7 protein-coding genes, 2 tRNA genes, 2 rRNA genes and 1 pseudogene (1 of these 12 only partly in view) are annotated in these 15020 nt (G+C 70.9%); all 12 read right to left on the bottom strand.

Annotated elements, in window-relative coordinates; translation table 11 throughout:
• Positions 1-1194, bottom strand: a 23S ribosomal RNA gene (locus F1D61_RS02730); it reaches 1612 nt to the left of the window's first position.
• Positions 1195-1465: 271 nt separating this feature from the next.
• Positions 1466-1541, bottom strand: a tRNA-Ala gene (locus F1D61_RS02735).
• Positions 1542-1662: 121 nt separating this feature from the next.
• Positions 1663-1739: transfer RNA gene (locus F1D61_RS02740), tRNA-Ile, on the bottom strand.
• 150 nt (positions 1740-1889) lie between these two features.
• A 16S ribosomal RNA gene (locus tag F1D61_RS02745) occupies positions 1890-3373 on the bottom strand.
• Together the 16S and 23S rRNA genes with 2 tRNA genes alongside form the textbook arrangement of a ribosomal RNA operon.
• A 391-nt stretch (positions 3374-3764) precedes the next feature.
• The gene (locus F1D61_RS02750; RefSeq protein ID WP_203156405.1) at positions 3765-5069 is read right to left on the bottom strand and encodes a response regulator; all 1305 of its coding nucleotides are present in this window, start codon (positions 5067-5069) and stop codon (positions 3765-3767) included.
• A 457-nt stretch (positions 5070-5526) separates the two neighbouring features.
• Positions 5527-6744: pseudogene (gene bcsN / locus F1D61_RS02755) on the bottom strand (cellulose biosynthesis protein BcsN); the annotation flags it as partial.
• A 1107-nt stretch (positions 6745-7851) separates the two neighbouring features.
• Entirely contained in the window at positions 7852-8910 is a 1059-nt protein-coding gene (locus F1D61_RS02765; RefSeq protein ID WP_203156408.1) for a glycosyl hydrolase family 8, read from the bottom strand.
• Positions 8907-10508 carry a cellulose biosynthesis cyclic di-GMP-binding regulatory protein BcsB gene (locus F1D61_RS02770; RefSeq protein ID WP_203156409.1) on the bottom strand — a complete coding sequence of 534 codons (1602 nt, stop codon included), beginning with the start codon at positions 10506-10508 and terminating at the stop codon, positions 8907-8909. The genes F1D61_RS02765 and F1D61_RS02770 overlap by 4 nt, the downstream gene beginning before the upstream one ends.
• Complete coding sequence (locus F1D61_RS02775) at positions 10493-10909, bottom strand: cellulose biosynthesis cyclic di-GMP-binding regulatory protein BcsB (RefSeq protein WP_203158896.1); 417 nt, start codon at positions 10907-10909, stop codon at positions 10493-10495. Before F1D61_RS02775 ends, F1D61_RS02770 begins: the two co-directional genes overlap by 16 nt.
• A 4-nt stretch (positions 10910-10913) precedes the next feature.
• The gene (locus F1D61_RS02780; RefSeq protein ID WP_203156410.1) at positions 10914-11114 is read right to left on the bottom strand and encodes a hypothetical protein; all 201 of its coding nucleotides are present in this window, start codon (positions 11112-11114) and stop codon (positions 10914-10916) included.
• 14 nt (positions 11115-11128) lie between these two features.
• Positions 11129-13879 (bottom strand): UDP-forming cellulose synthase catalytic subunit, encoded by a 2751-nt coding sequence (gene bcsA, locus F1D61_RS02785; RefSeq protein ID WP_203156411.1) that lies wholly within the window; start codon positions 13877-13879, stop codon positions 11129-11131.
• A gap of 2 nt (positions 13880-13881) precedes the next feature.
• Entirely contained in the window at positions 13882-14637 is a 756-nt protein-coding gene (gene bcsS / locus F1D61_RS02790) for a cellulose biosynthesis protein BcsS (protein ID WP_203156412.1), read from the bottom strand.
• Positions 14638-15020 lie beyond the last annotated feature (383 nt).

The following is a 15020-nucleotide window of genomic DNA, read 5'->3' on the forward strand; positions in this document are numbered from 1 at the left end:
CTCGTGGCTTGAGCCCCGTTACATTTTCGGCGCAGGACCCCTTGGCTAGACCAGTGAGCTGTTACGCTTTCTTTAAAGGATGGCTGCTTCTAAGCCAACCTCCTGGTTGTTTTGGGAGTCCCACATCCTTTCCCACTTAGCCACGAATTGGGGGCCTTAGCTGTCGGTCAGGGTTGTTGCCCTCTTCACGACGGACGTTAGCACCCGCCGTGTGTCTCCCGAGTAGTGCTCGTGCGTATTCGGAGTTTGGTTGAGTGCGGTACCGCTGTGGGCGGCCCTAGCCCATCCAGTGCTCTACCCCGCACGGCATTCGCTCGAGGCGCTACCTAAATAGCTTTCGCGGAGAACCAGCTATGTCCAGGTTTGATTGGCCTTTCACCCCTAACCACACGTCATCCAAGACCTTTTCAACGGGCACTGGTTCGGACCTCCAGTGCGTGTTACCGCACCTTCATCCTGCGCATGGCTAGATCACCTGGTTTCGGGTCTAAAGCAACGAACTGAACGCCCTGTTCAGACTCGCTTTCGCTGCGCCTTCGCCTACCGGCTTAAGCTTGCTCGTTACTTTAAGTCGCTGACCCATTATACAAAAGGTACGCAGTCACCCAGGACGAACCTTGGGCTCCCACTGTTTGTAAGCATCCGGTTTCAGGAACTGTTTCACTCCCCTCGTCGGGGTGCTTTTCACCTTTCCCTCACGGTACTGGTTCGCTATCGGTCGCTGAGGAGTACTTAGGCTTGGAGGGTGGTCCCCCCATCTTCAGACAGGATTTCACGTGTCCCGCCTTACTCGTGTCCTGGCATTGGCTTGTCCCGTACGGGGCTGTCACCCATCCTGCCGGCCATTCCAGGCCGTTCCGGTAAGCGTCATGCCAGGCGCTGGCCTGGTCCGCGTTCGCTCGCCACTACTGACGGAGTCTCGTTGATGTCCTTTCCTCCGGGTACTGAGATGTTTCAGTTCCCCGGGTTCGCTTCAAACCCCTATGAATTCAGGATTTGATACCTTCGTAAACCATCGTAGCGCAGACCCAGCGAACTGGATCCACGATACGGTGGCTGAAGGTGGGTTTCCCCATTCGGAGATCCTCGGATCAAAGCTCGTTCGCAGCTCCCCAAGGCTTATCGCAGCGTACCACGTCCTTCATCGCCTCTCAGCGCCAAGGCATCCACCAGATGCTCTTAAGGCACTTGATCGCTCTCATGATCGGTGTCCGGCGTGACCGACAGCCTGTTGGGGCCATCGCTCACCGCCATCCACGGTCACGATAAAGACCGGCAGCCACCGCTTTCGCAGCGACTGCCTTATGCTTGCCGAACGCACCCAGGTCCGCCGCTTTCACAGCGACCCGGGCACATTCCCTCTTCACGATGTCAGATATCCGCAGCCACCCGCTCTAGGCGTCGATGGTGCGAAGCTCTTTGATCCGGACGACCCTCGACCTCACTGCCGTTCGGCAGGGGAGGGTGGTGGAGCTGGACGGGATCGAACCGACGACCTCATGCTTGCAAAGCACGCGCTCTCCCAACTGAGCTACAGCCCCTGGGGCGCCGCTCAGGATGGTCGAGGCGAAGCCTCGCAAGGCCGACTGGCCGCCGCGCCGCGTGACGCGGGAAGCCTGAGGCGACGGATGTCGCCGCCGGCGTTTGAGGCCCCAAGAACAATGGTGGGCCTGGGACGACTCGAACGTCCGACCTCACCCTTATCAGGGGTGCGCTCTAACCACCTGAGCTACAGGCCCGTCGCTGGTTCCACCAGCGTGTCCGGATGATGAGAAAGAGAAACGAAGACGGCGCGTCCCGCCATATGAACCCTGACTGGGTTCTGATTCCAATGACGCCGTACGAGGAGAGGACCGGTCACCCGATCATCCTGCCAACAGCATCCTTAGAAAGGAGGTGATCCAGCCGCAGGTTCCCCTACGGCTACCTTGTTACGACTTCACCCCAGTCGCTGACCCTACCGTGGTCGCCTGCCTCCTTGCGGTTGGCGCAGCGCCGTCGGGTAAGACCAACTCCCATGGTGTGACGGGCGGTGTGTACAAGGCCCGGGAACGTATTCACCGTGGCGTGCTGATCCACGATTACTAGCGATTCCGCCTTCATGCACCCGAGTTGCAGAGTGCAATCCGAACTGAGACGGCTTTTGGGGATTCGCTCCAGGTCGCCCCTTCGCTGCCCATTGTCACCGCCATTGTAGCACGTGTGTAGCCCATCCCGTAAGGGCCATGAGGACTTGACGTCATCCACACCTTCCTCGCGGCTTATCACCGGCAGTCTCCCCAGAGTGCCCAACCTAATGATGGCAACTAGGGACGTGGGTTGCGCTCGTTGCGGGACTTAACCCAACATCTCACGACACGAGCTGACGACAGCCATGCAGCACCTGTGTGCACGCCTCCGAAGAGGACACCCGATCTCTCGAGTTCGCATGCCATGTCAAGGGATGGTAAGGTTCTGCGCGTTGCTTCGAATTAAACCACATGCTCCACCGCTTGTGCGGGCCCCCGTCAATTCCTTTGAGTTTTAATCTTGCGACCGTACTCCCCAGGCGGAATGCTTAATGCGTTAGCGGCGCCACTGAAATGCATGCATCCCAACGGCTAGCATTCATCGTTTACAGCGTGGACTACCAGGGTATCTAATCCTGTTTGCTCCCCACGCTTTCGCGCCTCAGCGTCAGAACCGGACCAGACAGCCGCCTTCGCCACTGGTGTTCTTGCGAATATCTACGAATTTCACCTCTACACTCGCAGTTCCGCTGTCCTCTTCCGGTCTCAAGCCAACCAGTATCGAAGGCCATTCCGTGGTTGAGCCACGGGCTTTCACCCTCGACTAAATCAGCCGCCTACGCGCCCTTTACGCCCAGTGATTCCGAGCAACGCTAGCCCCCTTCGTATTACCGCGGCTGCTGGCACGAAGTTAGCCGGGGCTTATTCCTCCGGTACCGTCATTATCGTCCCGGAGAAAAGAGCTTTACAACCCTAAGGCCGTCATCACTCACGCGGCATGGCTGGATCAGGGTTGCCCCCATTGTCCAATATTCCCCACTGCTGCCTCCCGTAGGAGTCTGGGCCGTGTCTCAGTCCCAGTGTGGCTGATCATCCTCTCAGACCAGCTACTGATCGTCGCCTTGGTGAGCCGTAACCTCACCAACTAGCTAATCAGACGCGGGCCGATCCTTCGGCAGTCAAGCCTTTCCCCAAAAGGGCGTATCCGGTATTAGCTCAAGTTTCCCTGAGTTATTCCAAACCGAAGGGCACGTTCCCACGCGTTACTCACCCGTCTGCCGCTGACCCCGAAGGGCCCGCTCGACTTGCATGTGTTAAGCCTGCCGCCAGCGTTCGCTCTGAGCCAGGATCAAACTCTCAAGTTGAAGAGCTGATCATAGCTGATCACAACTAAAACGGAGGCTCACGACCGACCGGCGTTTCCGCCTGATCGTGTGAGCACCGAAACGTCAGACCAGCATCATCCTACTCACGACCGGCTCCGAAGAACCGATCCGCAGGGACGACGCCGTCCACGCTTCTCTTTCTCGTATGAACTTGTCAAAGAGCGACCCGGTTGAACCGGGGTATCGTCGGCGACAACAGGACCAGCGCCTGACCAAGGTCAGGCTTGCCGGCCCAGACTGTCTCGAAGATGGCTCAGCGGCCGGTCCGCGGAAGCGGCCGGCGCCGATGGATGGTCGTATAGGCCCCGGATTTTCGCCCGTCAACCGGTTTGTGAAACTCTCGCGACAGACATCCCCTCCCCTTTCGGCGTCAGGCGGCCGCGCAGTGGCTGCGCGCGGCGCCCACCGCGCGGCGAGCCTCGGTCACGGCGTCGGGCAGGCCGGTGCCGGCCGTTATGGCGGCTTCGAGCGTGCGGCAGGCGGCGGCCAGATCGTCGAAGCCGAGGCTCCCGGCCATCGCCACGATGACGTGGGCCTCGTGCGCCAGGGTGGCGGGGTCGGCCTGCGGGGCGAAGGCGGTGGCGAGCTGGCCCATCAGCCGGTCGCGCAGGCGGCGCAACTCCGCGTCGCCGATCAGGCGCGTGAGCTCGGCGGTCTTGCGCGCGTCGAGCACCGGCGGACGGGCGGGTGCGTCCGGGACGGGGCCGGCTTCTGCCGCGCGACGCCCGGCCTCGGTCAGGCGCACGCTCACCCCGCTGCCGGAGGCCAGGCAGGCGAGTGCCCCGGCCTCGGTGAGGGTCAGCACCGCGCCCATCAGGGCGGCGGGCGACAGGCCGGTCTCGTAGACCGATCCCCCCTCCCCGCCCGTCAGCGGCAGGTCACGGGCGGAGACCTGGAGCAGGGCCAGGAGGTGGGAGGCGGGTTCGACAGGCCCCTCCCCCAGGCCGAGCCCGGCGCGGCGGGCGGCAAAGCCGGTGCAGGCCTCGGCCACGGCCGCCCAGGAGGCCGGCTCGGCGACCCGGAAGCTCACGTCGCAGGCGCCCGGCAGGCGCCCGGTGAGGTCGACGCTCGGCACCGGGCGGGTCGGCGTCTCGGCCCGGGCGGCGCGCAAGGCCGGGAGCCCGGCCTCGCCGCTGAGGAGGAGCAGGTCGGCGTCGGCCGCGCGCGTCACCGGCACGAAGGCCTGGGCGAAGGCCGCGGCCTCGGCGGGGCCAGGGGCCGGGCAGATCAGGGCGCGGGGCCGCCCGGTCAGGCCGAACCGACGCCAGACGGCATCGGCCCCGGTCTCGGGCGGCGGAACCTCCTCCGGGCGGGTCAGCCGGTCGAGGGCGGCGTAGAGCGCCGCCGGGTCGAGGGGTTTGACCAGGATGGCGTCGAACCGCGCGTCGGCGCCGCGCCGGGAGGCGAGCCCGTGCCGGTCGGCGGTCACGCCGATCAGCCGCACCTTGTCCTCGGGGCGGGAGACCTCGCGCATCAGCCGCGCCAGGGCGTAGCCGTCCATCTCGGGCAGGTGGTAGTCGATCATCACCACGTCGTGGCGACGCTCGCTCAGGAGCCGCAGACCGAGAAAGCCGTCGGCGGCGACGTCGACGCTGTCGCCCCGGCGTTCGCACAGGGCGCGGACTAGGTCCTGGAAGCCGGGATCGTCCTCGACCACGAGAAGGCGCAGGCTCATCGGTTACTCCGCTCGGGCAACGATACGAGAGAGGGGGTCACGGGCGCGGGGCCGGGCCGCGCGTCGCTTCCGGCGGCAGGATCGCGGCGTCGGGGGGCAGGCTCGCCGACACCGGAGACGGAGGCTCGACCGCGCCCGCGAGGACGGTGCGCATCGTGGCGGTCCTGACGCCGGTCGCGGCCGCGCCGGCCTCGGCCGCCTCGCCGAGATAGCGCGCGCCGGACGGGGCGGGCTCGGGGGCCGGCGCGGCGGCGACCGGTGCGGGAGGAGCCTGACGGCGGGCCCCCTGGTTTCGGGCCTCTTGGCTTCGGGCCTCTTGGCTTCGGGTCTCTTGGCTTCGGGTCTCTTGGCGCGGGCGGTACGGGGCGCGGGCCGGCATCGCCACGGGTTCACCGGCAAAGCGCGGCACCAGGCGCAGCTGGGTCACCGCGGCGGCCATCGCCTCGAAGGCGACGTCGTCCCGGCACAGGCGCAGGCGTAACGACAGGGGCACGACCGCGCCGCCCGCAAGCACCGGCGCCGCCGGGATCCACTGCCAGGCATAGAGGCAGCGCGTCGCGCCCGTGCGGCCGATGGCGAGGCCGTAGGGGCCGTAAGCGTTGGCGGAGGGGCGGGTGACGACCTGCATCGCCAGGCCGGGGAAGGCGCCGGCGATCTCGGCGCGGATGCCGGCCTCGGTCGGCTTGCCGCCCAGGAGGCCGTCGAGCCCGCCATCCTTCGGAGACGAGGCCAGAATCAGGTCCTTGTGCGCGCTCCGGTGCCCGGGAGGGCTCAGCGTGATTGCCTGTTCGAACCCGCCGGCGCCGTCGCGCTCGCGCACCGAGACCGGCCGCCCGATCCAGGCCGGCAGGACGACGACCGGGGTCGCCCGAAGCGGGACCGGGCCGGCCGGCAAGGCGGCGGCATCGAGGCTGCTGAAACGCGGCGCGGCGGCGCGCTCCTGCGCGGTGCAGGCGCCCAGGGTGAGGATGGCGGCGGCGAGAGCGAGCGGGCGGTTCACGGCTGGGGCTTCCGGTGACGGGGGAGGACGGCGCCGGTGGTGGCGACGTCGTGCTGGACGGGCGGATCGGCGGGCACCGCCCGCATCGCCGACCACAGGCTGCCGAGGGGCGCGGGGCGCTCGGCCGCGCTCGGGATGCTGGGGCCGGTCTCGCCGGTCCAGGCCGGCAGGAGCGAGAAGCCGTAGCGCTCGTAGGGCATCGGCCCGACGCCGGGGACGCGCCGCGCGGTGGTCGGCAGGCGGCCGGTGGGACGGGCCGGCGCGGGGTGACGGCGAAGGGGCTGCCGGCGGGCGCGGCGCGCAGCTCGTTCTCGGGCACCACGGCGACCGGGAAGTCGCTGCGGCGCACGAGCGGAGCGGCGGAGGCCGCCAGCGCATCGGGCTGGGGCACGCGGCTGCGCTGCTCGGATCCGAGCCGGGGCGCGAGGTCGAGATAGGCGTGGCGGGAGGCCGGCTCCGCCGGGCGCGGCGCCGGGGCGTCGCAGGGCGAGGGCCGGTCGGCGCGGGGCGAGAAGACGAGGCCGACCACCCGCGGAAACAGCCCGTCGTAGCGGTTGACGAGGTCGACGAAGGCGCGCTGCTGGCCCGCCCGCTGGAGCGCCAGGGCGTAGCCGTAGACGGTCGCCTCCTTGGGGTACCATGCCACGGCACGGCGGAACCACGCGAGCGCCGCATCGAACTGGCAGGTATTGGTCGCGTACCAGGCGAGCGCCTGCGCGCCCTCGCCGGACGCGGTGGCGGCGGTGACCTCGGCGTAGCGGCGCAGGCGCTCGGGCTCGATCGCCGGGGGCACCGCGCGGGTCAGGTCGCGCTCCAGGATGTCGATGAACAGGAGCGAATTGTTCACCAGCGGCTCGCGCCAGGCATAGGCCACGTCCTCCGCCTCCCGGCGCAGGCCGAGGCGCAGCAGGGTATGGGCGAGGCCGTGCGCCACCATCGCGTCGCCGCCCCGGGCGATGGCGCGCTTGAACCAGGACAGGGCCTCGGCCAGGTCGCTGCGCTTGAAGGCGTACCAGGCCACGAGCGCCGGCTGGTCGGGATCGGGCGCCGCCTCGGCATAGGCCTGGAAGGCGGCGAGATCCGCAGGCGCCACCGCCTGGCCGGCCTCGTCGTGCAGAACCGCCGAGAGGCGGGCGCGGATCAGGTCGATGCGGATCGGCGCGAGGTCGTCGGCGGGGATTTTTTGGCTGAGCCGGTCGATCTCGGCCATCGGCAGCAGCGGCAGCGCCCGCAGGAGGCCGGCCCGGCGCTCGTCGGCGCCCGCGCCGGGGACGGAGAGCGCACGAGTAAACAGCGCGATCGCCTCCGGCGCCCGGTCGGCGCGGGCGAAAGCCTCGGCGGCGCTCCAGGCCACCTCCGCCTCGCCCGATTCGATCTCCGGCCGGCGTCGTTCGGCGAGGCCCGCGAGGTCGTCCCAGCGCCCGGCCTTCACGAGCGCCCGCACCTCGTCACGCAGAAGGCGGCGGGTCAGGGCGCCGGCGAGCGCCCCGGAGGGTGTCCAGCCCGGCTCGGCGCGGGTGCGGTCGGTCAGCGCCGTCTTCAGGGCGTCGAGGCGGCCGGCATTCAGGAGATCCCAGAAGCCCTCCTCGTCCTCGGCGCCCGGCTCGGCGGTCCAGAGGTCGGCGGGCGGCGTCCAGCCCGGGAAGCGGCGCGACAGGCGCGCCGTTTCGGCGGCGACCCGCTCGGGCTGGCGCTGGGCGGCGTAGTAGCGCAGCGCCGTCTCGTCGGGCCGGGACTCGGCCGCGCTCGCGGGCGTCGCACCGGCGAGAACGAGGGCGAGGATCAGCGCGGGGCGCATGCGGGATACCTCGTCCTGAGGGCGGCCAGCGCCAGGAGCTGCAGGGTCGCCGGGTAGTAATGCTCGGTCTCGGCCCGCACCTGGGTCAGCGAGCGCGGGAACGGCGTGCCGCGGGCGGCGCAGGCGGCGAGGGCCGGGACGGCGCCGTAGCCGGCCTCGGAGAGGCGGGCGGTGACCTTGCCGCTCCCCGTATCGACGAGGGGGAGGTTGCCGGCATCCGCCCGCGGCCAGAGGGTCAGGAAGGGCGCGTAGAGGTCGGTATCGGTCGTGCCCGCCATGGCGAGGTAGAGCGGGATGCGCAGCGCGTTGTAGGCGAAGTCGGGCGCGAAGCCGTCGGCGGGCCGAGGGGCAGCCTCGGCGAGGGAGATCCACTCGCTCGGCAGCCGGGCGGGGCCGAACCGGGCGGCCCGGAGCAGCCGGCGGCCGCTGCGGTCGAGCCCGGCCCAGTCGAATTCCGGCGCGAGGAGCGGCAACCGGTCGAAGGCCGGGAAGATCCAGTAGGACAGGTTGACCACCGGGCCGTCGGGACGGTCCTCGGCGGAGAATCCCGCCACGCCGGGCAGGAGCAGCGGCCCGTGGGCGGCTCGCGGCAGGATCAGCTTGCGGCCGAGCTCGACCGCGATGCGCCGGCCGGCGACCCGGTGGGAGGGATCGTTCCAGAGCGTCACCGCCTCGGCCAGCGCCCAGGCGACCAGGAGGTCGCCGTCGGCGGCGTCGTTCATGTCGGCGACGGCCGGGCGCCGGTCGGGCTCCCAGCGCCAGGCGAGGAGCTGGTCGTCGCGCACCATCAGGTTGGCGCGGGTCCAGGTCCAGATCCGCTCGAAGGTGGCGCGGTCGCCGGCGAGAGCGGCGAGCAGCATGCCGTAGCCCTGGCCCTCGCTGTGGCTGATGCCGCCATTGCCGGTATCGACGACGCGGCCGGCCTCCGTGACGAAGCGGGCCTTGTAGGCGCGCCAGCCGTCCTGGTCGGCGAGCGGCGGGGCCTGCGCCGCGGCGGCGGTGCAGAGGGCGAGCAGCGCCAGCAGGATCGCGACAGTCTTCATGACGTCTTCCTGCCGAGGTTGCGCACCAGCTGGTGGGTGGAGGCGGCGAGCAGCCCGGCGCAGGCGAGGGCCATCAGGGCGTAGACCCCGCGGTTGAGGGAGAGCCAGCCGGCGGCGATGCGGCGCAGGTTGCCGAACGAGGCCGGCGCGGTGGCGACGTACCGGGCGCTCTCCGGCTCCTGCACCGCGACGGCACCGTCGGATGCCAGCAGGGTGACGCCGCCGCGGGGCCGGCTCCAGACCAGGGGCTGCACGAGGCAGGCGGTCGCCTCGCTCAAACCCGCCGGGCTCGGGGCGGTGACGAGGGTCAGCACGTCGTCGGGTGCCGGCCCGGTCACGCCTTGGGCGAGGACGAGGGCGGCCTCGGGCAGGCCGAGCGAGGCGGTCGCCGCCGCGCGGCAGCCCGGGATGCCGCCGCGGCGCAGGAGCTGGCGGCGCAGGGTCGGGCTCGCCTCAGGCGCCGGGGCCGGCTCGTCGCGTCTGATCCAGGCATCGCGCAGGGCCTGGGGGTCGAGGCCGGCGGCCGTCAGGAGCGGCGCATCGAGGCTGCGCAGGGCCGCCACCATCACGGTCGGCCCGACCACGCCGCTGCGCCCGGCCGCGAAGGCGAAGGGGATCGGCCGGCCCGCCGCGATGCCGAGGCGGGTCGCCAGGGTGGCGGCGGCCGCCATGGTGTCGCGGTCGGGAGCGGGCACCGACAGGGTCGGGGCACGGCCCTCGCCGCCCGCCCGGTACGGGAAGCCGGCGGCCGCGGTGGCGGCGAGATCCGGCTGGCGGGCGATCCGGGCGAGGTCGGGGATGGTCAGGCGGGTGCTGGCGCGCAGGATCAGGCGCTCGCCGGCCGGGCTGGTGCAAGTGCGGTCGTCGGCCCGGGGCAGCTCGGCCAGCAGGGTGATCCGGTTGAGGCCGGGGCGCAGCAGGCGCAGGGGCAGGAAGACCGTGCGACGGCGCAAGGTCTCGCCGCCGGCCTTGCCGAGGGGGACGCTGCCCGCCGCCTCGCCGTTGATCGCCACGCTGACCTGCGCGCCGGGCGCGAGGCCGGCGGGATAGGTGGCGTCGAGGTCGAGGGCGAGCTTGGCGTAGTCGGCGGCCAGGAGGTCGTGCGGCAGGGAGAGATCGAGGGTGAGCTGGGCGGTCCGCCCGCCGACCACCCTGTCGCTGAAGCCGAGATCGGCGAGCGTCAGGCTCCCGGCCCCGGTGACCGGCCGGCCGTTCGCGTCGCGCAGCGCATCGAGCCCCTGCAGCGTGCCCTGCACCGGCTTGGCGGCCAGATCGGCGAGCTGCGCGAGCGCCGCCGCGACGTCGGCCTCGCCCGGCCCGGTGACGACGACGACCGGGCGGCGGACGGGCGTGCCCGGCAGGAGGGCGAGGCGCGGACCGGTGACGGGCCCGAGGGAGGCGATGTCGAGGCTGCGGGCGAGCTCGGCCGCGGGCGCCACCGCCAGGGCGAGGCCGTCGCCGGATTCGGGCGTCGGGGCGAAGGAGACGGCGGGCTGACCGAGCCGGCCCGCCAGCGCCAGGGCCTGGGCCCCGGCGAGGAGGCCTTCGACGCGGCGCTCGGACAGGCGCTCGCCGGTCTGGATCAGGCGGATCGGCACGGCGCCGTCCGGCCCCGGCCGGGCGGCGGGAAGATCGGCGAGGTCGGCGATCCCCTCCCCGCGGCGACGAGGCCGGTCGTGTCGGGATCGATCTGGGTCCACAATTCGTAGGTCGCCGGCACCGAGCAATCGACGCGGTGGCGCTGGTCGACCGCGATCGTCACGGCGTTGAAGCCGGGCCGCAGGGCGCCGGGCGGGATCGTCACGGTCTCGCGCCGCAGGCCGCGGGCGCCGTCGACCGCCGTGCGGCCGATCTCGGCGCCGTTGAGGACGATCCGCAGGGTCGAGGCCTCCGGCAGGACCGAGATCGCCGACAGGTAGCCGACCTGGAACCGGCCCCGGCCCGCGCCTCCGCGGCGGTGACGAAGAGCGGCCAGGTGACGGTGCCGGTCTCGCCCCAGAGCCTCAAGGGGCCTGCCACGGCCGGGAGGCGCCGCAGGGCCGGGCCCGTCGGGGCGGGGGCCGCCGCCGGAGGAGCCGGGGGATCGTGCCCGGCAGCATCATGGTGGGAGTCGGGCTGAAGCCCGAGAAGGTCTGGGCCCGGGCGGGCACCGAGGCCGATGCGCCGCACAGGATTGCGACGGTGGAGACGAGGAGGCGGCGCATCCCGAAGAATCTCCTCAGGCGGCGTTGCGGGACGCCGCGTCGCGCAAGAGCGCGAAGGCGTCGCGGAGGGCGGCAGGGGGAGCGGCGTCGAGGGGGCTCGCGCGGCGCGGCAGCGGGACCGGGGCGGTCCCGGGGCCGGCGAGCGCCCGGATGCTCTCGGCCCAGGCCGCCGCGTCGAGCGCGCCGGCGGCGAGGGCCTCGCCGGATGCGGGCGCGGCGGCGAGGAGATCGGCGATGGCCATCCGCCAGACGGCTTCGTCGACCGGAGCCTCGGGCGCGACCGGGGCGTGAACGGGTGCCTCGACCGCGGCCGCCACCGGAGCGGAAAGCGGCTCGGGCCGGAGGACCGCGGGAATCCCCGGGGAAACGTCCACGGGCATTGCTACAAGGGCCTCCAAGGCAGCCTGCAAGAGGGCCTGCGCCGGGAGGTCCACCGGAGGCGCCGCGGCAGACACGACCGGCACGGGCGAGGCGGCGGCGGGGAGCGGCGCGACGCTCGGCCGTTCGCGGGCGATCCGGTCGGCGAGGATCGCGTGCGGGGCCGGCTCGGCGGCGGGGCGGAGCGGCAGCGCGGCGGACTCCGGAAGCCCCGCCGACATCTCGGGCAGACTGTCGACCTTGCCCTTCGGCGCGGGCGCGACCGGCGCGCGCGCGGACTTGCCGATGTAGGACAGGGCCCGCACCGGCTCGGCGATGCCCCAGGCGAGGAAGCGCAAGCTGCCGGTGAGAAGGTCGCGGTGGCGACGGCGGCTCGCGAGGAAGCCGCGCAGGGCGCCGGCATCGCCGTACATCAGGCCCGCCACCGTCCGATACTGCGCCGGCGCAAGGGCTGCGAAGGCGACGACCCGCAGGTCCGGCTCGGGCGCAGCCCGGAGGGTGAAGGGCAAGGCCGGTCCGGCGGCGGCGTGCAGGAGACCGCCCTCGGGCATCGCCGGCCAGGGCGCGCCGTCGGTCCGGCGCAGGGTCGCGGCCTCGGCGCTCATCCGCTCGACCGTGACGGGGATCTGCTCAGATCCGATCGCCGCCGAAGCCGGCCGTCCGACCGGGAGGCTCGGGACGCGCTCGTCCTGGCGCCGCTCGGCGACCACGCCGAGGGCCACGCCGGCGATCACCAGGTTGAACCCGCACCACAGGCCGACGACCAGCATCAGGCTGGTGACGCCGGGCTCGTAGAGGTAGCGCCACGCCGCCATGCCGCAGCCGGCGGCGAGAGCGGCGAAGATCGCGAAGAACGGCCAGGCCAGGGCGGAGAGGTGGTCGCGGTCGAGGCCGGCGCCCTTGGCGGTGACCGAGAAGCTCGGGCGCCGGGGCGAGAGGATCACCGAGGCGATCGAGCGGACCAGGAACACGCCCTGGACGTACTCGTAGAGCTCCGAGACGAACGGCCAGCGCACGTGGCCATACAGGTAGTTCTGGATCATCAGGTTGGCGACGATGTAGGTCGCCGTATAGGCCAGGGCCTCGTCAACCGACGAGACGAAGATCTTGACGTCGAAGAAGATGTGCAGGAGCGGCGCGAGCATGAAGATCAGCCGCGGCAGCGGGAAGAACCAGAACGTCATGCTCGACAGGTAGGCGAGCTTCTGGATCGGCCGCAAACCGCGCTTCATCAGCGGGTTCTTGAGCATCAGGATCTGGATCATGCCCTGGCACCAGCGGCCGCGCTGGACGATGAAATCGGCCAGGCTCTCGGGCTGCAAGCCCGCGATCAGCGGCTGGCCGACATAGGCGCTGGTCCAGCCCTTGCCGTGCAGGTCGAGGGCGGTCTCGCAATCCTCCGTGATGGTGATGCCGGAAAATCCCCCGACGGCATCGAGGGCGCGACGGCGCAGGAGCGCCGCCGAGCCGCAGAAGAACGAGCCGTTCCACTTGTCGAGCCCAGTCTGGGTCACGCCGTAGAACATCTCGTTCTCGGACGGCATGCGGGCGAAGGTGCGCAAGTTGCGCTCGATCGGATCGGGATTGAGGAAGACGTGCGGGGTCTGGACCAGGAACAGGTTCGGATCCCGGGAAAACAGCCCGACCGTCTCGGCGAGGAACGAGCGGAACGGCGCGTGGTCGGCGTCGAGCACCAGCACGATCTCGGCCCGCGAGGCACAGAGCCCGTTGTTGAGGTTGCCGGCCTTGGCGTGCTCGTTGCGGGCGCGCGTCAGGTAGCGGGCGCCCAAGTCACAGCAGAGCGCCTGCAACTCGGCCCGGCGGGCTCTCGCGGCTTGCGCTCTCTCGGGGTTCGGATCGGTGCATTTCTGATCGGTGCCGCCGTCGTCGAGGAGCCAGACGGTGAGCTTCTCCGCCGGATAGTCCAGGTTGAGGGCCGCCGCGAGGGTCGCGGCGAGAAGCTCGGTCGGCTCGTTGTAGCTCGGGATCAGCAAGTCGACGGCGGGCAGTTCCGCGGCCGGCGGCAGGGCGACGGGGGCGCGCACCAGGGGATCGGCATTGACCACGAGGCTGACCGCCAGGATCAGCACGCAATAGAGCTCGGCGGCGAGCAGCAGCAGGCCGAAACCGAGGCCGACGGGATCGTCGAGGGAGGGCAGCGTGCCGGTGAGGCGCCAGTAGACGTAGCGGATCACCACCAGGCTGCCGAGCGCCAGGAAGGCGAGGCGCGGCAGGCCGCGCCGCGGCGCCAGCAGCCACAGGGCGGCCATGCCGGCGCAAGCGGCGGCGCAGAGCCAGGTCTGCGCCTCCGGGCCGACCGGCTGGACCAGGAACCCGATTGTGAGGAGGGCCGAGAGCCCCCAGGCGATCCAGCGCAAGGCGGCCATCGTCAAAAACCCGCCCGCATGTCGACGGTGGTGTAGAGGCCGCCCTTGCGGGTCTGGTCGTGCAGGTAGCCGGCGGCGACGCCGACTTGCAGCGCGCCGAACTGGAACCCGCTCCAATGGGCGCCGACCCGCCATTGCCGGTAATAATCGTCGCCGAGCAGCGCGAATTCCGGCCCGAGGAAGCCGCCCATCACCGCGACGCCGCCGCGCAGGCGGCCGTAATAGGCGTTGAAGGTGCTGGAATAGGTGCCGGTGGCGTGCACCATCGTGCCGGGGGTCGGCCGGGCATAGAGGTCGAGGGCCGCCTTGAGGCCGCCGGCGTTGCGCACGCTCGCCTCGAGCCCCGGCACCTCGTTGCGGCGCACGTTCAGCCCGACGAAGGCCGACAGCACCGCCTCCGGCCAGACGAAGCCGTAGCCGAGCATCGCCGCGACCTCCGCCTGCTGGCCGAGCCCGGTGCCGGCCCGGTACGAGCCGATGGTCGCGTCCGCCCGCAGGCGCAGGCCGCTGGCGAGGAGGCTGCCGGCGGGCGCCGCGGTCGCGGTGGCCCCGGCAAATTGCGAGCCCTGCGAGCTCACGGTCGCCGAGGTGTCGACCGAGACGATCCAGGCCTCCTGCGGGCTCGCCGCCTCGGTGCCGGTATACCAGTCGGCGGCCAGCGCCGGCCGGCCGGAGGCCGCCAGAGCGAACAGGCATCCGGAGAGGACGCGCGGAGACGGGCCGCGCCGGATGCCGACGCGGGCGAGATTGCGGTGCATGTCGATACGCCACCTGACCCTGCAATACGGGCGAGGATCGGGCCGACATCCTTAAACGGACCTTGCCGGGACGGGCGGCATCCCGTGCGATTAAGTCTTACGTCCTTCAGGATGATTTCGGCTGGAAACCGACGTCTCGCATGGGGCGTCAAGCCTGCCGGCGGTCCGTGTCCACAAGCGTGCCGGGATAGGCGGGGCCCGCGGCGGATGCGGCTCCCACCGGCCTTCACCGTGTTTCGGAAGGTCGTGGGATCCGCTCTCGCATGCGCATGATCGTATTCACACGTCCGCGCCCTGGTACTTTCTCCCTCAGTGAGTGGCCTCCCCGTGATGAGGTAGCGCGTCTCTCCTCCCCCTTGTGGGGAGGAGTTGGAGGTGGGGGT

Origin of the sequence: Methylobacterium aquaticum (assembly GCF_016804325.1) — a bacterium.
Lineage (GTDB): Bacteria > Pseudomonadota > Alphaproteobacteria > Rhizobiales > Beijerinckiaceae > Methylobacterium > Methylobacterium aquaticum_C.